General features: G+C 55.6%; 23 protein-coding genes and 1 other RNA gene. 12 read left to right on the top strand and 12 right to left on the bottom strand.

Annotated elements, in window-relative coordinates; all coding sequences use genetic code 11:
* Nucleotides 1–118: 118 nt before the first annotated feature.
* The 10 genes from exuR to IM290_RS03255 all read left to right on the top strand — a co-directional run bounded on the left by exuR (nt 119) and on the right by IM290_RS03255 (nt 5,997).
* Complete coding sequence (exuR, locus tag IM290_RS03300; RefSeq protein ID WP_003862635.1) at nt 119–895, top strand: transcriptional regulator ExuR; 777 nt, start codon at nt 119–121, stop codon at nt 893–895.
* 341 nt (nt 896–1,236) lie between these two features.
* Nucleotides 1,237–1,899, top strand: a complete 663-nt coding sequence (gene yqjA / locus IM290_RS03295) for a DedA family general envelope maintenance protein YqjA (protein ID WP_003862638.1) — start codon at nt 1,237–1,239, stop codon at nt 1,897–1,899.
* Between the two features lie 2 nt (nt 1,900–1,901).
* Nucleotides 1,902–2,285: an EnvZ/OmpR regulon moderator MzrA gene (gene mzrA / locus IM290_RS03290; protein WP_003862640.1), complete on the top strand. Its 384-nt coding sequence runs from the start codon at nt 1,902–1,904 to the stop codon at nt 2,283–2,285.
* Nucleotides 2,286–2,428: 143 nt separating this feature from the next.
* Entirely contained in the window at nt 2,429–2,797 is a 369-nt protein-coding gene (locus tag IM290_RS03285; protein ID WP_017382428.1) for a DUF1090 domain-containing protein, read from the top strand.
* 29 nt (nt 2,798–2,826) lie between these two features.
* Entirely contained in the window at nt 2,827–3,132 is a 306-nt protein-coding gene (locus IM290_RS03280) for a YqjD family protein (RefSeq protein WP_003862645.1), read from the top strand.
* 2 nt (nt 3,133–3,134) lie between these two features.
* A complete protein-coding gene (locus IM290_RS03275; protein ID WP_003862647.1) occupies nt 3,135–3,533 on the top strand; it encodes a phage holin family protein in 399 nt (132 codons plus the stop codon).
* Entirely contained in the window at nt 3,530–3,826 is a 297-nt protein-coding gene (locus tag IM290_RS03270; RefSeq protein ID WP_003862649.1) for a YqjK-like family protein, read from the top strand. Before IM290_RS03275 ends, IM290_RS03270 begins: the two co-directional genes overlap by 4 nt.
* 247 nt (nt 3,827–4,073) lie before the next feature.
* Complete coding sequence (locus IM290_RS03265) at nt 4,074–4,466, top strand: DoxX family protein (protein ID WP_006812075.1); 393 nt, start codon at nt 4,074–4,076, stop codon at nt 4,464–4,466.
* A gap of 72 nt (nt 4,467–4,538) precedes the next feature.
* Entirely contained in the window at nt 4,539–5,525 is a 987-nt protein-coding gene (locus IM290_RS03260) for a glutathione S-transferase family protein (RefSeq protein ID WP_039269693.1), read from the top strand.
* Between the two features lie 106 nt (nt 5,526–5,631).
* Entirely contained in the window at nt 5,632–5,997 is a 366-nt protein-coding gene (locus IM290_RS03255) for a DUF805 domain-containing protein (RefSeq protein WP_015571946.1), read from the top strand.
* Nucleotides 5,998–6,035: 38 nt separating this feature from the next.
* Here the strand turns inward: IM290_RS03255 and yhaJ are convergent, their stop codons facing one another.
* Nucleotides 6,036–6,938, bottom strand: coding sequence for a DNA-binding transcriptional regulator YhaJ (gene yhaJ / locus IM290_RS03250; RefSeq protein ID WP_003862655.1), 903 nt, complete (start codon nt 6,936–6,938; stop codon nt 6,036–6,038).
* Between the two features lie 104 nt (nt 6,939–7,042).
* Between yhaJ and IM290_RS03245 the strand changes: the two genes are divergently transcribed.
* Nucleotides 7,043–7,744, top strand: a complete 702-nt coding sequence (locus IM290_RS03245; protein ID WP_017382430.1) for a pirin family protein — start codon at nt 7,043–7,045, stop codon at nt 7,742–7,744.
* A gap of 90 nt (nt 7,745–7,834) precedes the next feature.
* Here the strand turns inward: IM290_RS03245 and IM290_RS03240 are convergent, their stop codons facing one another.
* The 11 genes from IM290_RS03240 to garL all read right to left on the bottom strand — a co-directional run bounded on the left by IM290_RS03240 (nt 7,835) and on the right by garL (nt 21,626).
* Nucleotides 7,835–9,136 (bottom strand): serine dehydratase subunit alpha family protein, encoded by a 1,302-nt coding sequence (locus IM290_RS03240; RefSeq protein WP_126766432.1) that lies wholly within the window; start codon nt 9,134–9,136, stop codon nt 7,835–7,837.
* A gap of 20 nt (nt 9,137–9,156) precedes the next feature.
* Complete coding sequence (locus tag IM290_RS03235) at nt 9,157–10,488, bottom strand: amino acid permease (protein WP_017693942.1); 1,332 nt, start codon at nt 10,486–10,488, stop codon at nt 9,157–9,159.
* Nucleotides 10,489–10,762: 274 nt separating this feature from the next.
* Complete coding sequence (pflB, locus tag IM290_RS03230; protein ID WP_193041862.1) at nt 10,763–13,057, bottom strand: formate C-acetyltransferase; 2,295 nt, start codon at nt 13,055–13,057, stop codon at nt 10,763–10,765.
* A 15-nt stretch (nt 13,058–13,072) separates the two neighbouring features.
* Nucleotides 13,073–14,281, bottom strand: coding sequence for a propionate kinase (tdcD, locus tag IM290_RS03225; protein ID WP_193041861.1), 1,209 nt, complete (start codon nt 14,279–14,281; stop codon nt 13,073–13,075).
* A 30-nt stretch (nt 14,282–14,311) separates the two neighbouring features.
* Nucleotides 14,312–15,643 (bottom strand): threonine/serine transporter TdcC, encoded by a 1,332-nt coding sequence (gene tdcC, locus IM290_RS03220; RefSeq protein ID WP_006812083.1) that lies wholly within the window; start codon nt 15,641–15,643, stop codon nt 14,312–14,314.
* Nucleotides 15,644–15,653: 10 nt separating this feature from the next.
* Complete coding sequence (tdcB, locus tag IM290_RS03215; protein WP_032655731.1) at nt 15,654–16,643, bottom strand: bifunctional threonine ammonia-lyase/L-serine ammonia-lyase TdcB; 990 nt, start codon at nt 16,641–16,643, stop codon at nt 15,654–15,656.
* Between the two features lie 96 nt (nt 16,644–16,739).
* Nucleotides 16,740–17,660 (bottom strand): transcriptional regulator TdcA, encoded by a 921-nt coding sequence (gene tdcA, locus IM290_RS03210; RefSeq protein WP_006812085.1) that lies wholly within the window; start codon nt 17,658–17,660, stop codon nt 16,740–16,742.
* 672 nt (nt 17,661–18,332) lie between these two features.
* Nucleotides 18,333–18,709, bottom strand: an RNA gene (gene rnpB / locus IM290_RS03205) — RNase P RNA component class A.
* Nucleotides 18,710–18,741: 32 nt separating this feature from the next.
* Entirely contained in the window at nt 18,742–19,887 is a 1,146-nt protein-coding gene (gene garK / locus IM290_RS03200; protein WP_063158169.1) for a glycerate 2-kinase, read from the bottom strand.
* Between the two features lie 56 nt (nt 19,888–19,943).
* Nucleotides 19,944–20,834, bottom strand: a complete 891-nt coding sequence (gene garR, locus IM290_RS03195) for a 2-hydroxy-3-oxopropionate reductase (protein WP_015571956.1) — start codon at nt 20,832–20,834, stop codon at nt 19,944–19,946.
* A 21-nt stretch (nt 20,835–20,855) separates the two neighbouring features.
* A complete protein-coding gene (gene garL / locus IM290_RS03190; RefSeq protein ID WP_193041860.1) occupies nt 20,856–21,626 on the bottom strand; it encodes a 2-dehydro-3-deoxyglucarate aldolase in 771 nt (256 codons plus the stop codon).
* 367 nt (nt 21,627–21,993) lie between these two features.
* Here garL and garD point away from each other — a divergent pair, with 367 nt between their 5' ends.
* Nucleotides 21,994–23,565, top strand: coding sequence for a galactarate dehydratase (gene garD / locus IM290_RS03185; RefSeq protein ID WP_017382436.1), 1,572 nt, complete (start codon nt 21,994–21,996; stop codon nt 23,563–23,565).
* The last annotated feature ends 134 nt before the right edge of the window (nt 23,566–23,699 follow it).

Genomic DNA, 23,699 nt, shown 5'->3' with positions numbered 1-23,699 from the left:
CACCCGGCAAAATCTTCTCAAAAGCCGCCTCCGGGCGGCTTTTTTCATGGCGAAATATGGAGAGTGGCACGCAAAAGTGGTATAACAAATCATTCGCCGTACCCTGCCTGGAGCGCATATGGAAATCACCGAATCACGTCGTTTATATCAACAACTTGCCGCCGAGCTGAAAGATCGCATCGAGCAAGGGGTCTATCTTGTCGGTGATAAACTTCCCGCTGAGCGTTTCATTGCGGATGAAAAAAGCGTCAGCCGCACGGTGGTCCGCGAAGCCATCATCATGCTGGAAGTGGAAGGGTATGTTGAGGTACGCAAAGGTTCCGGCATTCATGTGATTTCCAGCCAGGCGAAACACTCCCCCACCCCGGACGAAAGTCTGGAGTTTGCCAGCTACGGTCCGTTTGAGCTTCTCCAGGCTCGCCAGCTGATTGAAAGCAACATTGCGGAATTTGCTGCGACGCAGGTGACCAAGCAGGACATCATGAAGCTGATGGAAATCCAGGATCACGCGCGTAAAGAAAAATGTTTCCGCGATTCCGAATGGGACCTGCAATTCCACGTCCAGGTCGCCCTTGCCACTCAGAACACGGCGCTGGCGGCAATCGTTGAAAAAATGTGGACTCAGCGCGTTCACAACCCGTACTGGAAGAAATTGCACGATCACATTGATTCCCGTACGGTAGATAACTGGTGCGACGACCACGACCAGATTCTTAAGGCTCTGATTCGTAAAGATCCGCATGCGGCGAAACTGGCAATGTGGCAGCACCTGGAGAACACCAAACAGATGCTGTTTAATGAAACAAGTGATGACTTTGAATTTAACGCTGACCGCTATCTTTTTGCCGATAATCCGGTCGTTCACCTCGATACCGCGACCAATCTCGCAAAATAATCCCCCGAACGGCTGGCAGGCGCACCGCCGCGCCTTCCGGCCAGACAGGGTAAGAAAACCTCTATAGTGTCAGCCTTTGTAAAATTTCTCGCTCCCCTCCGTGGCTTACGCCAAAATCGTGTTTCCCCTCAAATTCTGTGACGCAGAACGTCGGGCTTTGTTACAATTGGATTCACTTCGTTATTTTGTAAGTTAGTGCTTGCTAACCAGCCAATTAACAGGGAACAGTGTTGGCCACACATCAATGTGTCCGCGAGCGACCATAATGAAATCATAACAATGTCGCCGTGCTGTTTTCCCGAATGACAGGCGTGACGTTAACCGATTTCCAGGAACACTGAATGGAACTTTTGACCCAACTACTGAACGCCCTCTGGGCTCAGGATTTCGAAACGCTGGCCAACCCGTCCATGATTGGCATGCTCTACTTTGTATTATTTATGATCCTGTTCCTTGAGAACGGTCTGCTGCCTGCTGCCTTTTTACCGGGCGACAGCCTGCTGGTGCTGGTTGGGGTGCTCTGTGCAAAAGGGGCGATGGCTTTCCCGCAAACGGTCCTGCTTTTGACCATTGCCGCCAGCCTGGGCTGCTGGGTAAGTTACATTCAGGGGCGATGGCTGGGTAACACGCGAATCGTTCAGAACTGGCTTTCGCACCTTCCGGCCCATTACCACCAGCGAGCGCACCACCTTTTCCATAAGCATGGGCTTTCCGCCTTACTGATCGGCCGCTTTATCGCATTCGTACGCACCCTGCTGCCCACCATTGCGGGCCTGTCCGGCCTGAGCAGCACGCGCTTCCAGTTCTTTAACTGGATGAGCGGCTTGCTGTGGGTTCTGATCCTGACCACGCTCGGCTACGCGCTGGGTAAAACGCCTGTCTTTATGAAATATGAAGACCAGCTGATGTCTTGCCTGATGCTACTGCCCGTCGTTCTGCTGGTGTTTGGCCTGGTCGGGTCCCTGGTCGTACTGTGGAAGAAGAAATACGGAGCCAGGGGTTAACGATGGTTATCTCCCCGCTCGCGCTGCGCCGCTTCTCTTACGCTATCGTCGCGCTGATGATGTTCAGCGCTCTTATCCTGCTGTGGTCTGCGCTACAGCATCAGGAGTCGACGCTGGCTATCCGTCCTGTGAGCCAGGGAACCAGCGTGCCGGATGGTTTTTCCATCTGGCATCATCTGGACGCAAACGGGATCCGCTTTAAGAGCATCACGCCGCAAGACGATGTGCTGCTGATAAAATTTGACTCCAGTGCGCAAAGCGCCGCGGCGAAAGCCGTGCTGGACCGCACGCTGCCGCAGGGTTACATCATTGCGCAACAGGATGATGACAGCCACGTAGCCTCCTGGATGTCACGGTTACGCGACACGTCGCATCGATTTGGTTAACGACTAAGATTCCGAATATTTTCACCTACTTTGGTGAAACTCCCGTTTACTTACTATGCTTAAGTACGCGGAGCACCCCTCAGATGTTCTCCGCATAGTTCTGGAACACGGCTTACGCCGTAACACAATGGAAGGTTTCTATAATGAAATACCGCATCACCCTGGCTCTGGCCCTTTTTTCTTTAAGCACAGCTTCCTTCGCTATGTCTCTTTGTCAGGAGAAAGAACAGGATATCCAACGCGAAATCAGTTATGCCGAAAAGCATAACAATCAGCACCGGATCGACGGGCTGAAAAAAGCGTTGAGCGAAGTGAAAGACAACTGTACGGACAGCAAGCTGCGTGCCGATCATCAGGAAAAAATCGCTGAACAGAAGGACGAGATAGCCGAGCGCCGTCAAGACCTACAGGAAGCGAAAGAGAAAGGTGATGCGGAAAAAATTGCCAAGCGCGAGAGGAAGTTGCAAGAGGCGCAGGACGAACTGAAAGCGCTGGAAGCTCGCGATTATTGAGTTAACGGAAATCTCAACAGGAGAGAATCATGTCAAAAGATACAACTTCAGAAAATCTGCGCGCTGAACTGAAATCCCTGGCGGACACGCTGGAAGAGGTGCTGAACTCTTCTGCGGATAAATCGAAAGAAGAAGTAAGCAAACTGCGCAGCAAAGCGGAGCAGGCACTGAAAGAGAGCCGTTACCGTCTGGGTGAAACCGGTGATGCGCTGGCGAAACAGACCCGCGAAGCGGCAGCGCGCGCAGACGAATATGTACGTGATAATCCATGGACGGGTGTGGGTATTGGCGCCGCAGTGGGTGTGGTGCTGGGTGTCCTGCTGACGCGTCGTTGATTATGGAAGATCCACGTCACGCACAAGGGCCTGCTAAAAACGTCCTCGGCATCGGCCAGCGTATTCTGACGACGCTGGTCGGGATTGCCGAAACGCGCGTCCGGCTTGCGGTAGTGGAGCTGGAAGAGGAGAAAGCCAACCTCTTCCAGATGCTGCTCATGCTTGGGCTTACGATGCTCTTTGCCGCGTTTGGTCTGATGAGCCTGATGGTGTTAATCATCTGGGCTATCGATCCACAGTATCGTCTGAACGCGATGATTGCGACTACCGTGGTTCTGCTGGTGGCGGCGCTGATAGGCGGTATCTGGACCCTGCATAAAGCGCGCACGTCGACCTTCCTGCGCCATACGCGCCAGGAGCTGGCCAACGACCGCGCCCTGCTGGAGGATGATAAGTCGTGAGCGACAAAGCCGAACGTCAAAAGCGGAAAGCGTATCTGTTGAGCCAAATCCAGCAGCAGCGGCTGGATCTGTCTGCCAGCCGTCGCGACTGGGTTGAAGCCACGCATCGGTTTGACCGCGGCTGGAACACGGTTCTGAGCCTGCGCTCATGGGCGCTGGTCGGCAGCAGCGTGATGGCGATCTGGTCGGTTCGGCATCCTAACATGCTGATCCGCTGGGCACGCCGCGGCTTTGGCGCCTGGAGCGCCTGGCGTCTGGTGAAAACCACGCTGCGACAGCAGCAGTTGCGCTAGCCTTCTTGCCGGGTGACGCTGCGCTTACCCGGCCTACGATTGCATGTAGGCCGGGTAAGGCGTAGCCGCCACCCGGCAAAACCCCCTCCCTTACTCAATATCTTTGAAGAAGATTAACAGTTTTCCTTGCTAACATTTGCCATCCGCCCCGTTTACACTCCTCTCCATCGACAGCAAAGACGCGGTATCTACCCGAATTTGCAAGCAAATAACGTTTAGCCGCTGATGTGGTTTCCTGGAGAGTAAAATGAAAAAATTAGAAGATGTTGGTGTACTGGTAGCGCGTATTCTGATGCCTGTTCTGTTCATCACCGCAGGCTGGGGCAAAATTACCGGCTATGCGGGTACTCAGCAGTATATGGAAGCGATGGGCGTGCCGGGGTTCCTGCTGCCACTGACCATTCTGCTTGAGTTCGGCGGCGGCCTGGCAGTGCTGTTCGGTTTCCTGACCCGCACCACGGCGCTGTTCACCGCAGGCTTTACCCTGCTGACCGCGTTCATCTTCCACAGCAACTTTGCGGAAGGCGTGAACTCCCTGATGTTCATGAAAAACCTGACCATCGCGGGCGGCTTCCTGCTGCTGGCTATCACGGGTCCGGGCGCCTACAGCATCGACCGTCTTCTGAATAAGAAGTGGTAAGCAGGCTATACTGATTACATTCAAAGCGAGGAGACATCTCCTCGCTTTTGCTATCTGACGGAGGAGTAAAAAATGGGACAACTCGTAGACGGCGTCTGGCAGGATGTCTGGTATGACACCAAATCCACCGGTGGACGCTTTAAGCGCTCTGTTTCGGCCTTCCGTAACTGGCTGACCGCCGACGGCGCACCCGGCCCGAGTGGCGAAGGGGGCTTTGCGGCGGAAAAAGATCGTTATCATCTGTATGTTTCTCTCGCCTGTCCGTGGGCGCACCGCACGCTGATTGTGCGCAAACTTAAAGGTCTCGAATCGTTAATTCCGGTTTCGGTGGTCAACCCGCTGATGCTGGAAAACGGCTGGACGTTCGACAGTGGCTTCCCGGCCGCGACGGGTGATGAGCTTTATCATCACGATTTCCTGTATCAGCTCTATCTGCGCGCCGATCCGCACTACACCGGACGCGTAACGGTGCCTGTGCTGTGGGACAAGAAAAACCAGACGATCGTCAGCAATGAATCCGCTGAAATCATTCGCATGTTCAATACCGCGTTTGACGCTCACGGTGCACGCGCCGGGGATTACTACCCGGTTGAGCTGCGCGAGAAAATTGACGAGCTGAACGGCTGGATCTACGACAACGTCAACAACGGCGTCTACAAAGCGGGCTTTGCCACCAGTCAGGAAGCGTACGACGAAGCGGTCGGCAACGTGTTTGGATCCCTGGAGCGCCTGGAGCAGATCCTCGGCCAGCATCGTTATTTAACGGGCGATCGCCTCACCGAAGCAGACATCCGCCTGTGGACGACGCTGATCCGCTTTGATCCGGTATATGTCACCCACTTCAAGTGCGACAAGCATCGCATCAGTGATTACCTGAACCTGCACGGTTTCCTGCGCGACATCTATCAGATGCCGGGGATTGCGGAGACGGTCAATTTTGACCATATTCGCACCCACTATTTCCGCAGTCATAAGACCATCAACCCAACGGGCATTATCTCCATTGGCCCGTGGCAGGACCTGGATGAACCGCACGGGCGCGACGTGCGTTTCGGATAATTATTTAGGGAATCAATTGATTCCCTTTTTTAATTCACAGCATACATCTATCCTTACCTCGATCGCTTAGAAAACAAGTGATTGACTGATTAAGAGGCAAGGAAAAATGGACTGGTATTTAAAAGTACTGCGCAACTACGTTGGATTTGGTGGCCGTGCCCGCCGTAAAGAGTACTGGATGTTCGTTCTGGTGAACTTCGTCCTGATTATGGTGCTGGGCATTGTGGACAAGATCCTCGGCTGGGAACGCGAGGGGGGTGAAGGCATTCTCACCACCATTTATGGTGTGTTAGTTCTGCTGCCTTCATGGGCCGTACTGTTTCGTCGTCTCCACGACACCGATCGTTCGGCGTGGTGGCTGCTGTTGCTGTTGATCCCGCTTATCGGCTGGATCGTGATTTTGATTTTCAACTGTCAGAGCGGGACGCCGGGCGAAAACCGCTTTGGTCCGGATCCTAAGGCAAGCGCGTAAATTCTGCCCGGTGGCGCATACGCTTACCGGGCCTACGCTTATTTGTTGTGGTGGGCAAAGAGCTTGGGAATTTCACGCAAACACCACGATTTGGCTTCGCCCATGCTGTCGCGACGCCACGCCATAATGATATCCACTTCGCTGGTGTATTCCGGGCTGACGACGCGCAGCCGCCCTTCTGCAATGTCCTTTTCGACAAACGGATACGGCATAGTCGCCACGCCCAGCCCCGCCAGGAGCGCCTGTCGCTTATCTTCCAGCGACGTTACCGTCAGTCGCGGCTGTTTATCCAGCAACTGTACCGTTAACACCGGGCGCTCTCGGGCGGTATCCGCGACCGCCACACCGCGGTATTTCACGCGCGTTACCTCAGAGAGCGGCTCCGGCTCCTGATGGATAGGGTGATCCGGGGCGGCGACGTAGACGTTCATCACGCTGTACAGTTTGCGCGAATTGATTTCTGACGATGATCGGAAATGCATATCCGGCGCAATCACGATATCCGCCCTGCCCGTCTCAAGACGCTCCCACGCCCCGGCCAGCACCTCGGTGATGATCGACAGCTGGGTATTGGCTTTCGCGGCCAGTCTGTCCACCAGCGGGAACAGCGCCTCGGTGGGCACCAGCGCTTCGGTCACCAGCGTCAGATGGGTTTCCCAGCCGCGGGCCAGCGCTTCGGCATCGGTCGTCAGCTTATCCGCCGCTTCCAGCAATACGCGGCCGCGCTCCAGCAGCATCCGCCCAACGTTGGTGAATTTTGTTCGATGACCGGAGCGATCGAAGAGCACAACATCCAGCTCCTCTTCCAGCTTTTGCATGGTGTAGCTCAGCGCAGACGGAACGCGCCCCAGTTCATCTGCCGCCGCGGCAAAGCTGCCGCGCCTGTCAATCGCGTCCATGACGCGAAGCGCCTCAAGCGTCAATGCTCTCTCTTTAGCCATCTCGTTCTCATTCAGGAAATTTGAACATACCAGGCAGAATATCTGGCTAACAATGCAGCGTCCATACCTTTACCATTGATTTAGTGTAAAGAGAGGTCAAGTTTATGATTACGACAAGAACAGCGAAACAGTGCGGACAAGCCGATTTCGGTTGGTTGCAGGCCCGCTACACCTTTTCCTTTGGACACTACTTTGACCCTAAACTCCTCGGTTACGCTTCACTGCGCGTATTGAATCAGGAAGTGCTCGCCCCGGGCGCGTCCTTCCAGCCGCGCACGTACCCTAAAGTCGATATCCTGAACCTGATCCTGGAAGGCGAGGCAGAATACCGCGATAGCGAGGGCAATCATGTTCAGGCAAAGGCTGGCGAGGCGCTGTTAATTTCCACGCAGCCAGGTATTAGCTATAGCGAGCATAACCTCAGCAAAGACAAAACGCTGACCCGCATGCAGCTGTGGCTGGATGCCTGTCCGGAGCGGGAAAATCCGCTGGTGCAAAAAATCGATCTGAAGGGCGGTAAACAGCAGCTGATTGCCTCGCCAGACGGCAGCAAAGGCAGCTTGCAGTTACGCCAGCAGGTGTGGCTGCACCATATCGAACTGAAAAAAGGTGAACAGGCGAGCTTCCAGCTTCATGGCCCGCGTGCCTATTTGCAGTCCATTCACGGAACGGTGCATGCGGTCACGCATACGGAAGAGAAAGAAGCGCTCACCTGCGGTGACGGGGCGTTTATTCGTGACGAAGCGAATATCACCCTGGTTGCCGATACGCCGCTGCGCGCGCTGCTGATTGATTTGCCGGTGTAAAGAACGCTACCCGCCCCTCACCCTGGCCCTCTCCCCAAAGGGGAGAGGGAACGATCGAGCCCCTCGCCCCTCTGGGGTGAGGGGAAATTTTTACACCTTACTCGCCATAATCTCAATGATCTGCCGGTCCGTCGCCTGCATTGAGCGGCACGCCAGAGCGCACAGGTTAGAGATAGACTGTTCCACGTCGTGCGCCACAATCCCCTCGTTACCCGTCACGGCAGTATCATCCAGCGCCATCATCACGGCTTTCCAGGCGCTGGTGACGCTGGTCGAGACCTTCATTGCGCAGCTGTTAGAAGCCCCATCGCAGATCATCCCGCTCACGTCGCCGATCATACTGCCGATCGCCATGGCAATAGTCTGGTAAGAACCGCCCATCAGCCACGCCATCCCCGCCGCTGCCCCCATTCCGGCCGTTGTCGCCGCGCACAACGCGGACAAGCGCGGAAGCTGGTAATGGATATAGATAGCCGACAGATGCGAGAGCATCAGCGCCCGCGCCAGCCGTTCGTCATCGGCCTGAACGTGCTCAGCCACCACCACTACCGGCATGGTGGCGGTGATGCCCTGATTCCCGGAACCCGAGTTGCTCATCGCCGGCAGCGTCGCGCCTCCCATGCGGGCATCCGAGGCTGCGCTGGTGCGGATAATAATGTCTGATCCCAGATCCTGCGCCATCCAGCCGCGTGCGCGCTGTTTATTGAGCGTCGCGCCAATATGCAGCCCCCAGTTGCCACGCAAACCTTCGCGGGAGAGCGCATCGTTCAGCCGCCCCGCATCGAGGATAAAGCGGATCGCGTCGAACGGCACCTGCTCTACAAACTCAAGGATCTGCGACAGCGTGGTGGTCGAGAGTACCGCCAGCGGATCGTCGTTGTTCTGGCTCTGACGATCGTCAAGCCTGAAGCGCGTTTCGCCCTGACAAACTACCTCCACCACGCGAGTGTGCCCGCCAGCGATGGTCACCATCGCCGAGGATTCACCGACGTAAACGCAGGCGCGTGAATAGAGGATCTCCTCGCACGGCTCCTGCAATTTCACCTGCACCAGACCCGCGTTCAGCAGTGCTTTGGCGCGCGTTAGCGCCTCGGCCGACGCGTCTTTCAACACCTCCAGCCCGGCGTGTGCATTACCGCCTGTCGCCCCCAGCGCGGCCGCGATGGGTAAACCGACCATACCGGTGCCGGGCACCGTTACGCCAAGCCCGTTTTTCATCAGGTTCGGCGATACCCACGCCTCGATACGCGTCACCTCACCGTCAAGCTGTCCGGCAGCCATCGCGCACGCCAGCGCCAGCGAGACGGGTTCGGTACAGCCCAGCGCAGGCTTTACCTCTTCCTGCACAGCGCGAATAAAATGGTTCCATAAAGGATTAATTTGCTCAGACATCGTTACGACCTTATTTAACCTCATGAGAAGGCGAGGAAAGGAGAAACACAAAGCAGCAGCCCGGTAATCACAATAATCACCAGCGATACGCCTTTATATTTATGAAGTGCGGGCACTTTGTAGACCAGCCACGCCGGAATTAAGCAACCCACCATCCCGAAAATAGGGCTACAGATGGAGGTGAAGCTCAGCACCGGCGCGTTTAACACAATCGCGCTCCAGGCAAGCAGGATAGCGAACAGCATAATCCCGCGCTGGACGGTGCTTTCATTGATTTTCTCCGCCGGCATTTTGCGGCGCAGGATGTTCATCACGATGCCCTGCGTCGCCTCACGAAAGCCGAGATAGACGCCAAAGAACGCGGTCATCACGGCAAAAATGTTGAGGATCACGCTGACGATTTTGACCCAGCCCGCACCGTCACCGCTGATGAACTGTGCTGCGATTGCCAGGGCGGAAATATTCTGCTCGTAGGCTTTTACCGCCTCGTCGTGCCCCATCGCCAGCGTAAAGGAGACCGCGTAGAAAAAGACCGTCACAAACAGCACGCCAAAAGCGATATTCATTGCCCGCAGCGCCTTATGACGCGCCACCTCTACGGATTTTTCCCGTGAACGATAGGAAATCACCATCGGGCTTAATGTCTGAATAAACAGAATGGAGGTTAAGGTGAAAGGCAGCGTAATAATGGCGTTTTTAATCAGCAGGCCCATCGGCGGCAGCATACCGACGTTGGCTAAATGCCAGAGGCCAATCATCGAAAGCCCCAGCGCCGCAACCACAAATAATTTGGTCAGCACCATCAGGCTGGAGACTTTAAACAGCAGTTTTTCACCGCGCGACGAAATGGCGACCAGAATGCAGATCAGGAATAAGCCGTAGAACGGATTTTCCGACAGCAAACCGTCGGTTACGCCGAAGGTGTGTAGGTAGGATGCGCTGTCGTTGGTGATAGCCGTGGAATAGACAAACATCCAGATCACCAGCATCACGAAATAAAGCGCACCCAATAAGATGCCCCAGTTTTTACCTAAATAACCGCTAATGACGCTCGGGTAATCTTTGCATTCCGGTGATTCCGCCAGCGTATTAATAAACAGGCGCTGGAACAGGTACATAGCCGGATAACCAATTATCGACGAGAGTAAAAACACCCACAGCCCCATTAACCCGACCTGCACAGGAAGAAAAACGATGCCCGCGCCGATAGCCATCCCGATACTCATGATGACCCAGCCCGTATCGGTGCTGTCAAATTTGATCGCCTCTCGCCATTCGCTTTCGCTCATTCCCGCCCGCCTTGCCGCAGGGGAATCACTCACAATCACACTGCTGTTTGTTGCCATATTCATTGGGCACTCGCTTATTTTGTAGGGTAACTGGTTGTTTTTATAAGGTTCCGATCGCCAGCGATTGCGAGTCAGAGGGTGCAGGTGTGAGTTATTGATATGGGAAGATCATATCCGGAGCGCGGGAGAAAAAAGTCACAACTTTTATAGGGTTTCCCTAAAGCGAGAGAATAATATTACTTCGGGATAGCAGAAAGGAGAGTAAGTTTTCTAAAATTGACGACGTTCACAAAATTAAAAGCCTCCCCATTTGAGGAGGCTGAAGATGAAGCCTGTATTACATCGCCTGCGTAAACGTCCTCGAAATCACGTCCTGCTGCTGCTCGCGCGTCAGGGCGTTAAACCGCACCGCATAACCTGAAACGCGGATCGTCAGGTTCGGATAGTTCTCCGGATGGGCAATGGCATCCAGCAGCATCTCCCAGTTCATCACGTTGACGTTCAGGTGTTGCCCGCCCTCAATGGTCGCTTCGTGGTGGAAGTATCCGTCCAGCAGCCCGACAAGGTTGGTTTTGCGCACCGGCTCGTCCTTGCCCAGTGCCTGCGGCACGATGGAGAAGGTGTAGGAGATCCCGTCTTTGGCATAGGTGAACGGCAGCTTGGCGACCGAGGTTAACGACGCCACCGCCCCTTTTCTGTCGCGCCCGTGCATCGGGTTGGCGCCAGGCGCAAACGGCGTGCCGCCGCGACGTCCGTCCGGCGTGTTGCCGGTCTTCTGCCCGTAAACCACGTTGGAGGTGATGGTCAGGATCGACTGCGTCGGTACCGCGTTGCGGTACGTCGGCAGCGCCTGGATTTTCTTCATAAAGCGCTCAACCAGATCACAGGCGATACTGTCCACGCGATCGTCGTTGTTGCCGTACTGCGGATAGTCGCCTTCGATGACGAAATCGACCGCCAGACCGGTATGGTCGCGCACCGGTTTCACCGTGGCGTACTTGATGGCCGACAGGGAATCCGCCGCCACCGACAGCCCGGCAATGCCGCAGGCCATGGTGCGGTAGACGTCCCGGTCGTGCAGCGCCATCAGCGAGGCTTCGTAGCTGTATTTATCATGCATATAGTGAATGAGATTCAACGCGCTGATGTACTGCACCGCCAGCCAGTCCATGAAGTGATCGAGGCTCGCCATTACGGTGTCGTAATCCAGTACCTCATCCAGCAGCGGCTCGGTTTTAGGCCCCACCTGGATCTTCAGCTTCTCATCCACCCCGCCGTTGATTGCGTACAGCAGCGTTTTGGCGAGGTTGGCGCGTGCGCCGAAGAACTGCATCTGCTTGCCGATCACCATCGGGCTGACGCAGCAGGCAATGGCGTAGTCGTCGCTGTTGAAGTCGGCGCGCATCAGATCGTCGTTCTCGTATTGCAGCGAGGAGGTGACGATCGACACCTGCGCGGCGTATTTCTTGAACGCGATCGGCAGTTGTTCGGACCAGAGGATCGTCAGGTTTGGCTCCGGCGCAGGCCCCATGGTGTGCAGGGTATGCAGGTAGCGGAAGCTGTTTTTGGTCACCAGCGTACGGCCATCCAGCCCCATGCCGCCAATCACTTCCGTGGCCCAGATCGGATCGCCGGAGAAGAGCGTGTCGAACTCCGGCGTGCGCAGGAAGCGTACCATGCGGATCTTCATGATGAAGTGGTCGATCAGCTCCTGGGCCTGCACCTCATTCAGCCTTCCTGCCTGCATGTCGCGTTCAATGTAGATATCAAGGAACGAGGCCGTGCGCCCCAGCGACATCGCCCCGCCGTTCTGGGATTTCACTGCGGCAAGGTAGGCAAAGTAGACCCACTGCACCGCTTCCTGCGCATTCATCGCCGGACGTGAAATATCAAAGCCATAGTTCGCCGCCATCTGCTGGATCTGGAGCAACGCACGTTTATGCTCCGCCAGCTCCTCGCGCAGGCGGATCGTGGCCTCCAGATCTTCTCCGCGCTCCAGTTTCCCCTGGAGATCGGCGAACTGAAGTTCACGCTCGCGCACCAGATAGCTGATGCCGTACAGCGCCACGCGACGGTAGTCGCCGATGATGCGTCCGCGCCCGTAGCCGTCCGGCAGACCGGTCAGCACCCCCGATTTGCGGCAGCGCATCATCTCCGGGGAGTAAACGTCAAACACGCCCTGGTTGTGGGTTTTGCGCAGGTCTGTGAAGAGATATTCAAACTGCGGATCCATCTCGCGACCGTAAGCTTCGAACGAACTGCGGATCATGTTGATCCCGCCGTACGGATGCAGGGCGCGCTTGAGCGGCTTGTCGGTTTGCAGGCCAACGATCGTCTCCAGCTCCTGATCAATATAGCCCGGCCCGTGCGCGGTAATAGTAGTGGCGATGTTGGTGTCAAAATCCACCGGGGCGTGAGTAGCATTCTCCTGACGAATGCCGACCATCACCTTCTGCCACAGCGCCGTCGTTGCTGGCGTCGCCTGCGCGAGGAAAGCTTCATCGCCTTCATAAGGGGTGTAGTTATGCTGAATAAAATCGCGCACGTTAATGGCGTTTTTCCATTCTTCACCGCGAAACCCGGCCCATGCGTCGCTGTAAGGCGCGACGCCCGTATCGATTGTTACTTTCATCAGATTCTCGCTTTATCAGGCGTAAGCCGCAGCCGGAGTAACCTTCCCAAGACGGAGGGCATCCAGTGCGATCATTTTTTCTTCATTGGTAGGGATCACCGCGCAGGCCGCGCGGGACGACTCGGTAGAGATCACGCGCTCGCCCGCGCTGCCCGGCAGGGCATTTTTGGACTCGTCGAGGATGATGCCAAACACCTTAAGATGCTCCACCACCAGCGCGCGGATAAGCACGGAGTTCTCACCGATCCCGCCGGTAAACACCACGCCATCCAGACGGTGCAGGGACGCGGCATGACCGGCGATATGTCGCGCAATCCGGTGGACAAAGGTCTTTATTGCCAGCCGCGCCCGCTCGTTGCCGTCATGCCAGGCTTTCTCCAGCGCGCGCAAATCGGAGGAGATGCCAGAGATCCCCAGCAGCCCGGACTCTTTGTTGACCACGCGCTCCAGATCCTCGAACGACTGGCCGGTCTGCCGGGCAATCCACGCCATCGCGCCAAAATCCACGTCGCCGCAGCGCGTGCCCATCACCAGTCCTTCAAGCGGCGTCATCCCCATGGACGTGTCCACGCTTACGCCGTTACGCACCGCGCAGATGGACGCCCCGTTGCCGAGATGGGCAATCACCAGGCCGCTGTCATCGGGAGAGAGCCCGAGAAGCACGTGCGCCTGCGCCGACACGTAGCGGTGAGAGGTGCCGTGGAAACCGTAGCGGCGCACGCCCAGCTCTTCAAAATAGCGGTACGGCAAGCCGTACAGATACGCCTGCGGCGCCATGGTCTGGTGGAAGCTGGTATCAAATACCGCCACCTGCTGCACGCCGGGGAACAGGCGCCCGGCGGCTTCCACGCCGCTCAGGTTGGCGTAGTTATGCAGCGGCGCCAGCGGGGAGACCTGGCGGATCTGCGCCATCACCTCTTCCGTGATCAGGGTCGACTCGCTGAAGAGGTCGCCGCCGTGGGCAATGCGATGGCCAATCAAGGCCACGCTGCCCATCAGGTTGCGTTTCTCCAGCTCCAGGACGATGGCGGCCAGCGCCCCTTCGTAGTCCTGGTGAGCCAGTCTGACCGGCTCACCCCCATTCACGGAAATAAAGGCTTTTTCTGTGTTGATGCCGTCCGCAATGCCCGTCATCAGGGCATCGCAGCCTGCGGCGTCCAGCACCGAGAACTTAACAGAGGACGATCCGCAGTTAATGACCAGTACTACCGGAAACTCAATCATGGTATGGCTCCGCTCTTCCTGAGCTTTGGTTTAAAACAGTTTGTACACGATGTTCAGAATGGTCAGCAGGCCGACCACGGTTACGAAGATGTTCTCGGTCCGGCCTTTATATTTCGCCAGCGCAGGCGCCTTGCGGATGGCGTACATCGGCAGCAGGCACAGCAGAGAGGCGATAATTGGCGCACCCATGGCTTCAATAAGGTCCAGGATGTTCGGGTTGGCGTAGGCCACAATCCAGGTGGAGCCCATGATGAAGACCATGCTGATGGTGTTCAGCTTGCCCACGGAGACTTTCTTCTTGTCGCCCTTGTAACCGAACTTGAGGATCAGACCGTTCAGCCCCTCCAGCGTGCCCAGATAGTGGCCGAAGAAGGATTTAAAGATAGCGACTAGCGCGATGATGGAGGCGCCGTATTCCAGCACCGTGGCGAACGTGGATTTACTGCCTGACATCGACGCGAAGTGGTTCGCCAGGTAAGAGAGCACCGGAATGTTCTGCGCTTTGGCGTCCGCCATGTTCTGCGGAGAGAGCGTAAACAGGCAGCTAAAGGCGAAGAACATCACCACCGCCACCATCAGCAGGCTGGCGCGACCAATGATTTTGGAACATTTCTGCTCGGTAAACTCTTTCCCGAACTCTGGTTCGTACTCTTCGCGTTTGGAGACCACAAACGAGGAGACGATAGGCGAGAAGTTGAAGGAGAAGACCATGATGGAGATCCCCAGCCATACCGTGACCAGAATGCCGTCATGACCGGTGAAGGCGATATCGCTCAGGTTAACCTGGTCGATCACCGCCGAGTTCCAGTACGGGATCAGCGAGAGAGAAATTAATACCAGGCTGGCGATGAACGGGAACACCAGGTAGCTCATCACTTTCACCATCAGGTCTTTACCGAACCAGATAACAAAAGCCATCAGCAGCAGCAGGAACAGCGCCACCACGCCGCGGTTCAGGGCGGGCATCTGGAGCTGGTTTTCCCAGAAGGTCATAAAGGTGTTGGTAATGGTGACGCCGTAAATCCACAGCAGCGGGCAAATGGCAAAGAAGTAGAGGAAGGTGATCACCACCCCGCCGGTCTTACCAAAATGCTCTTCCACCGTTTCGGTGATGTTGCCGGAGACGTTACTGCCGGACAAACACAGACGCGCCAGCGCGCGGTGGCAGTAAAACGCAATCGGGAACGCGAGTACCAGCATCAGCAGGATAGGGATCAGGCCGCCAAAGCCTGCGCGGATGGGGAAGAACAGCACGCCTGCGCCAATGGCGGTACCAAACAGGCCGAGCGTCCAGGTGGTATCCGATTTACGCCAGGTGGACGTTTTAGTCTGGCCAACGATAATGCTTTCTGTGTTGCTCATAAGTCATCCTTTATGCGTCAACGAAGCCGGTAATTTGGGAAACACGGGAGAGATCGATATTGCCGCCGGAAATAATGCAGACGGTTTTTCGGCCCTGAATATAGTGGTCCAGCTTGCCGCTTAATAACGCCGCGCACGCCAGCGCACCGGCACCTTCCGTGACCACCTTATTTCGCTGAATAAGCGCGATCATGCTGTTGCGAATCTCGTCTTCGCTGACCAGCACAATGTCATCGACTAATTCACGAACAATTTCGAAGGTTAAATTACCCGGGCGAGACACGTCGCAGCCGTCAGCTAATGTGCCGGTAATACGATGACTGGTTATTTCTCCGGCCTGATACGATGCCGCCATTCCGTGCACATTTTCAGACTGCACGCCGATAATATTGATAGTTGGGTTGATGGATTTAATTGCTGTCGCAATACCGGCAATTAAACCGCCGCCGCCGATGGGGACAATCACGTTATCCACGTCATATAAATCTTCGAGGATTTCCAGGCCGATGGTGCCCTGGCCGGCAATGACTTTCGGATCGTCGTAAGGCGGGATAAAAATGCGCCCTTCCATCTCGACGATTTCGCTCACTTTGGCGATGGTGTCGTTAAAGTTCTCGCCGTGCAGCACCACTTCGGCAGAGTAGTCACGCGTGGCGGCAACCTTGGATTTCGGCGCGCCCATCGGCATGACCACTTTGCCGTCGATGCCGAGCATGGCGCAGGAGAGAGAGACCCCCTGCGCGTGGTTCCCTGCGGAACAGGCCACCACGCCCTTGCGTTTTTCCGCATCAGTCAGCGAGCTTAATTTATTAAACGCCCCACGTATTTTAAACGAACCGGTACGCTGCATATTTTCAAATTTCAGGAATATCTCACCCTTACACCGTTCGCTCAGATAATTCGAGCGCGGCATACCGGTTTTATAGATCTTTCCCGCCAGTCTTTTTCTGGCGTCCTGAATATCTTCAATGGTCACCGGGAGATCGTAAGTAATGTGCATAATATCCTCGTTATAATAATTCATTGTTTTCAGGCAAAGTCAGGGTATCAGAGCGTTAAAAAGCGTCGCTCCGGGTGTTTTAAATCATCATTATTTCTATCGTCGTTTTTCGATATTCATCGACGAATATTGTTTTGCCAGTTCAACTAATACTGACGCCGATTTTTTAATACTGTAATTTTTTGACCACACGGCGGCATAACGCGCCACGGGTAATTCATCTTCCACCGGCAGAACAATAAACTGGTCCGAGCCGAATGGCGCAATCATGTCACGGGGGATCACCGTCAGGTAATCGGCATTGAGGACAAGGTTATAGATGGTGACGACGGAATCGGTCTGGACGATGTTTTCAATGCTGATGTGGTTGTCTTGCAGGGTGGTCAGGAGTTCGTTGTAGTAGCCCATATCGGTTTGCGGCATCACCCACTGCTCGTGCGTGAGCGATGCCAGTCTGGTCGGGCCGGTGCACGTTCGTGATTTACTCGCCACCAGCACAAACTCGGATTCAAACAGTGGCTCAACGTGAAGATCCTGAAGCTGCATCCCGTCGCTCAGCGTGCCGATGGCGAAATCCAGCCGGCCATCGCGAATGGCGGGCAGGAATGAAGAGAGCTGCGCTTCATACATTGAGACGCGCGCTTTCGGGAACACTTCCTTGAATTTTTTGATCATCCCGGACAGGAAGGTGAAGCCAATCAGCGACGGATAGCCAAAAGAGACGTCCATGACGGTACTGAAACTGAGGCTGTTGATCTCGCTCACCATGTTTTTCATTTCGCGGGTGATCGACTCAGCGTAGGACAGCAGCACCTGACCGGCGGCAGTGAGTTTTACGCCGGTGTTCTTACGCACCATCACTTCCACCCCAAAGTAGGATTCGATGTCGCTGATGATTTTGCTGACGGCAGGTTGCGTCAGCCCCAGTTGTCTTGCAGCAGAACCTATGGAGCCACTTTTGATGACTTCCTGAAATACCACGAGGTGCTGTGTTTTCGGTAGAATAATAGTATTCATAATATTCTGCGCTTATTTCCCTATGACGCAGCGGATTCTACCCAATATTGTTTCAGGGGGTATGTGCTGTTACTCACAATTTGCCAGGACGCTCTGTTTTCAATCGCACCCTAAATCTATTTATGTCTTTAAAAATCAAGTGCTTATCACAATAAAAATACGCATTTACGCTGATATTGATCAATAAAAAACGCGGTAATAAATTTATTTTATGGCAATAACCAGCGTGAATTTTTTTGCCTTAAAAATATTAATAAAGGCTATCTTTCAGGCAATTAAAGGTTAATAAAACACCATTATTCCTTTAAAACATTTTTGTGGTTTATCAACTTTACCAGGAATATTTATTCACTTTCCGGTTAAAGAGTGGGATATATCACACATTCACCAGAAGAATGTTTTTAGATTCAATATTAAATTATCAAATGAATAACATTCGGCATCACTGACTAAACATTTACAACATCTTCTCAACACTAAAATTTTCTAATTTTATAGCGTTAAATTTTGTGATTACGATCATGCGCAGCAGATGAGAGGAACACACAGTCAGGCAAATAGTGAAATGTGCTTAGCATCGCAAAATTGAGAATTGATGTCTTTTGGCGCTTCGCTTACCCGGCCTGCAACCTTCTGAAAGCAAAAACCCCGCCGAAGCGGGGTTTCGTAAGAAGTTGAAGCTGACCGATAAGCCGGGTTCTGTCGTGGACAGTCATTCATCTAGGCCAGCAATCGCTCACTGGCTCAAGCAGCCTACCCGGGTTCAGTACGGGCCGTACCATGTGAACCCCTATTTGGCCTTGCTCCGGGTGGAGTTTACCGTGCCACGGACTGTTACCAGCCGCGCGGTGCGCTCTTACCGCACCCTTTCACCCTTACCTGATCCCGCTTGCGCGGGCCATCGGCGGTTTGCTCTCTGTTGCACTGGTCGTGGGTTTCCCCCCCAGGCGTTACCTGGCACCCTGCCCTGTGGAGCCCGGACTTTCCTCCCCTCCGCCCGTCTCCCCCGAAAGGGACGACGACGAAGCGGCGACTGTCTGGTCAGCTTCGGCGCGCAGTATAGAGGGTTTGCGCGCCGCTGTCACCCCTGGCTACGCATGCCTACCTGCAATGTGGCCGCGATATTCCGCGAGGCGCGGTAAATGTTGTCATATGCTCCCTGGAACGCCTCTTCCAGTGAACCGATACTGGTCAGTACGCTGAACACCGCGTCGATGCCGTACTGATGCACCACACCCACATCCTGCGTCAGACTTCCGGCAATCCCGATCACCGGCTTATGGTATTTTTTGGCGACGCTCGCCACGCCGACGGGCACTTTGCCATTAATGCTCTGGCTGTCGATGCGCCCTTCCCCGGTCAGCACCCACGTGCAATCGTGAATATGTTCTTCAAGATTGAGCGCCTGAGTGACAATCTCGATGCCGCTTTTCAGCTCAGCGCCCAGGAAGGCCATCAGCGCCGCGCCCATGCCGCCCGCGGCGCCAGCCCCCGGAACCCGGTTGACGTCAATGCGCAGTGATTTTTTGATCACCCCGGCGTAGTGGCTAAGATTGGCGTCGAGTTCGAGGATCATCTCCTCCGTGGCGCCTTTTTGCGGGCCAAAGATACGCGACGCGCCGCTTTCACCCACCAGCGGATTCGTCACGTCACAGGCGACGCGGATTGCGCATCCCTGAAGACGCGGATCGAGATCGGAAATATCAATCCGGTTAAGCGCCATCAGGCTGCCGCCGCCGTAGCCGATCTCCGTCCCGTTCGCATCCGTAAACTTCGCGCCCAGCGCCTGCATCATACCCGCGCCCCCATCGTTGGTTGCGCTCCCGCCGATACCGATAATGATGTTGCGCGCGCCTTTATCCAGCGCACTGAGGATCAGCTCCCCCGTCCCGCGCGACGTCGTGACGAGCGGGTTACGCTGCGCGGGAGGAACAAGCACCAGGCCGCTGGCGGCGGCCATCTCGATAAACGCGGTGGCACCGTCGCCCGAGATCCCCCAACTGGCCTTCACCTTTTCCCCTAACGGGCCGGTGACGACAGCCTGCTGCCAGGTGCCCTGCGTCGCGGCGATCATCGCTTCAACCGTACCTTCTCCGCCGTCAGCAACGGGAACAGACACGTAATGAGCGTCGGGGAAAATTTCCCGAAATCCTTTTTCTATCGCCTGCGCCACCTCGGTGGCAGACAGGCTTTCTTTATAAGAGTCTGGCGCGATTACGATTTTCATAGTTGTATGCCTGAGCCGTAGGCCCGGTAAGCGTAACGCCACCGGGCGGGACGTCATTAGCGAGCAATTTCAACCTTCGCCAGTTTTTCGTAATAGCACGCTAACGCGCTGTGATCGGCGGTGCCCAGACCGTCCGCACGCAGCGCCTGCATCATCTCCATGACGGCGGCAGTCAGCGGCAACTGCGCGCCCACGCCGTGGGAGGTATCCAGCGCATTCGCCAGATCCTTAATGTGCAGATCGATGCGGAAGCCCGGCCTGAAGTTACGATCCATCACCATCGGCGCCTTGGCATCCAGCACGGTGCTGCCCGCCAGACCACCGCGAATGGCCTGATAGACCAGATCCGGATTAACGCCCGCTTTGGTGGCCAGCGTCAGCGCTTCGGACATGGCCGCGATGTTCAACGCCACAATCACCTGGTTTGCCAGCTTGGTGACGTTGCCTGCACCAATTTCACCGGTGTGCACCACGGAGCCGGCCATGGCTTTCATCAGGTCGTAATATTTGTCAAACACGGCTTTATCGCCCCCCACCATCACCGACAGGGTGCCGTCGATGGCTTTCGGTTCGCCGCCGCTGACCGGCGCATCCAGCATTTCCACGCCTTTCACTTTCAGCGCCTCGCTGATTTCGCGGCTTGCCAGCGGTGCGATAGAACTCATGTCGATCACCACCAGACCCGGCTTCGCGCCGTCGATAATGCCGTTCTCACCCAGCGCCACCTCTTTCACGTGCGGGGAGTTTGGCAGCATGGTGATAATCACGTCGCACTGCTCAGCAATCGCTTTTGCGGTTGTCGCCGTTTCTGCGCCAGCCGCAATCACCTCTGCCACCGCGTCTGAATTACGATCTAAAACCACCAGTGAGTAACCTGCTTTGATGAGGTTTTTGCTCATTGGTTTGCCCATGATACCCAGGCCAATAAAACCCACTTTCAGCGTCATAATCTGTTTCCTCAATGATGGTTATTTTTTAAAAGCGTCCGCTAATTTCTGCGTGGCGGCGCGGAATACGCCGAGATCGCTGCCCACGGCGACAAACGTTGCGCCCCACTCCAGGTAGCGGCGGGCATCGGCTTCCACTGGCGCCAGAATGCCGCACGGTTTACCGTGCGCTTTGGCACGGGCAAAAATGTGCTGAATTGCGCGCTGCACGTCCGGATGGCTGGCGTTGCCCAGATGACCAAAGGCGGCCGCCAGATCGCTCGGGCCGACGAAAATGCCGTCTACCCCCTCCGTCGCGGCAATAGCGTCGACGTTATCGACCCCCTGCTGGCTCTCGATCTGAACCAGAATGGTGATGTTCTTGTTGGACTGAGCGAAATAGTCCGGCACGGTGCCAAACATGTTGGCGCGGTGCGAGACGGACACGCCGCGGATCCCTTCCGGTGGATAGCGGGTCGCCGCCACGGCCAGCACCGCTTCTTCTTCCGTTTCAACAAACGGGATCAGGAAGTTGTAGAAGCCGATATCCAGCAGACGCTTGATGATCACCGGCTCGTTGATGGGCACACGCACCACCGGCGCGCTGTGGCTGCCTTTCAGCGCCATCAGCTGCGGAATAAACGTGTTGATATCGTTTGGCGCATGTTCGCCGTCCAGCACCAGCCAGTCGAACCCGGCCAGGCCCAGCACTTCGGTGCTGATGGGGTTGGCCAGCGCAGACCAGCAGCCAATCTGAATCTGGTGCGCCGCGAGGGCCGCTTTAAATTTATTCGGGAAGATGTCGTTACTCATTACTTATACCTTTTTTAATTCCGCAGTTTTAGCCAGTAGCTTTTCTTATTTATTCCGACTCAACGTCAGCGTTATATTTATTTTCCTGACTGAATTTTGGCGTTATAAAATCGTCATTCAGTATAATCGTCACCACCCGGCAGCACATTGTCTCAATGCTCAATTTTACAACGGGAGTGGCACGCTATTTTGAGCATATGCCCAACACAGTGGGCGCTGATGCACAGAATCAACGATTAGTGGTTCGGGAGCGATCGCGATCACATTCTCACCTTTCCTCTCCTGGCATTCTTTATTTCCTCAATAAGAAACAATTAACCATCTGGCTATATTTAGTATCAGATATTTTGCTGGAGAAGAGTGAACAATGGCCGATATTGAAATTCGACAGGCGTCGCCGACGGCGTTCTATATAAAAGTGCACGATACCGATAACGTGGCGATTATTGTCAACGACAATGGCTTAAAAGCTGGCACCCGCTTTCCGGATGGCCTGGAGCTGATTGAGCACATTCCGCAGGGGCATAAAGTCGCACTGGTCGATATCCCGGCGCAGGGCGAAATCGTGCGCTACGGCGAAGTCATCGGCTATGCGGTGCGCGCTATCCCGCAGGGTAGCTGGATTGAGGAGTCGCTGGTTGAGCTGCCCACCGCCCCGCCGCTGGAGTCGTTGCCGCTGGCTACCCGCGTCCCTGAGCCGTTGCCTCCGCTGGAGGGTTATACCTTCGAGGGTTACCGCAACGCGGATGGCAGCGTGGGAACCAAAAACCTGCTTGGCATCACCACCAGCGTGCATTGCGTGGCGGGCGTAGTGGATTATGTGGTGAAAATTATTGAGCGCGATCTGTTGCCGAAATACCCCAACGTTGACGGCGTGGTGGGTCTTAACCACCTGTACGGCTGCGGCGTGGCGATCAACGCGCCCGCAGCGGTCGTGCCGATCCGCACGATTCACAATATCGCCCTTAACCCTAACTTTGGCGGTGAGGTCATGGTGATTGGTCTCGGCTGTGAAAAATTGCAGCCAGAACGCCTGTTGCAGGGTACTGAGGATGTGAAAGCCATTCCGGTTGACGATGCCAGTGTTGTGCGACTTCAGGATGAACACCATGTCGGCTTCAGATCGATGGTCGACGACATTTTACAGGTGGCAGAGCGCCATCTGGAGAAGCTGAACAAACGCCAGCGTGAAACCTGCCCGGCCTCTGAACTGGTCGTTGGGACACAGTGTGGCGGCAGCGATGCGTTTTCCGGCGTCACCGCCAACCCGGCAGTCGGTTATGCCTCCGATCTGTTCGTGCGCTGCGGCGCCACGGTGATGTTCTCCGAAGTCACCGAAGTACGTGATGCTATCCACCTGCTCACGCCGCGCGCCGTCAACGAAGAGGTGGGCAAACGCCTGCTGGAGGAGATGGCCTGGTACGATAACTATCTCGACATGGGCAAAACCGACCGCAGCGCCAACCCGTCTCCGGGTAACAAGAAAGGCGGCCTGGCGAACGTGGTGGAAAAGGCCCTCGGGTCGATTGCCAAATCCGGCCAGAGCGCGATTGTGGAAGTGCTCTCCCCTGGCCAGCGACCAACCAAACGCGGTCTGATCTACGCGGCAACGCCTGCTAGTGATTTCGTTTGCGGCACCCAGCAGGTAGCGTCCGGCATTACGGTACAGGTCTTTACCACCGGGCGCGGCACGCCGTACGGCCTGATGGCGGTACCGGTGATCAAAATGGCGACCCGCACCGAGCTGGCAAACCGCTGGTATGACTTAATGGATATCAACGCGGGCACCATCGCCACCGGGGAAGAGAGTATTGAAGAGGTGGGCTGGAAGCTGTTCCACTTCATTCTGGATGTGGCAAGCGGGCGGAAGAAAACCTTCTCCGATCAATGGGGATTGCATAACTCGCTGGCGGTGTTTAACCCGGCGCCGGTGACCTGATGGCCCCTCACCCTGCCCTCTCCCCACCGGGGAGAGGGTAAAAAACCGCACCGGGCAGTCCCCTCCCCCCTATGGGGCTGAAGGTTCCCCACAAAATAATGCCTGCACAGACGGCCCCCTCTCCCTTGAGGGAG

The organism is Enterobacter cloacae complex sp. S1 (genome assembly GCF_014930525.1).
GTDB lineage: Bacteria > Pseudomonadota > Gammaproteobacteria > Enterobacterales > Enterobacteriaceae > Enterobacter > Enterobacter hormaechei_C.
The sequence above is the reverse complement of the archived record's forward strand: the minus strand, read 5'-3'. Positions and strand labels throughout refer to the sequence as shown.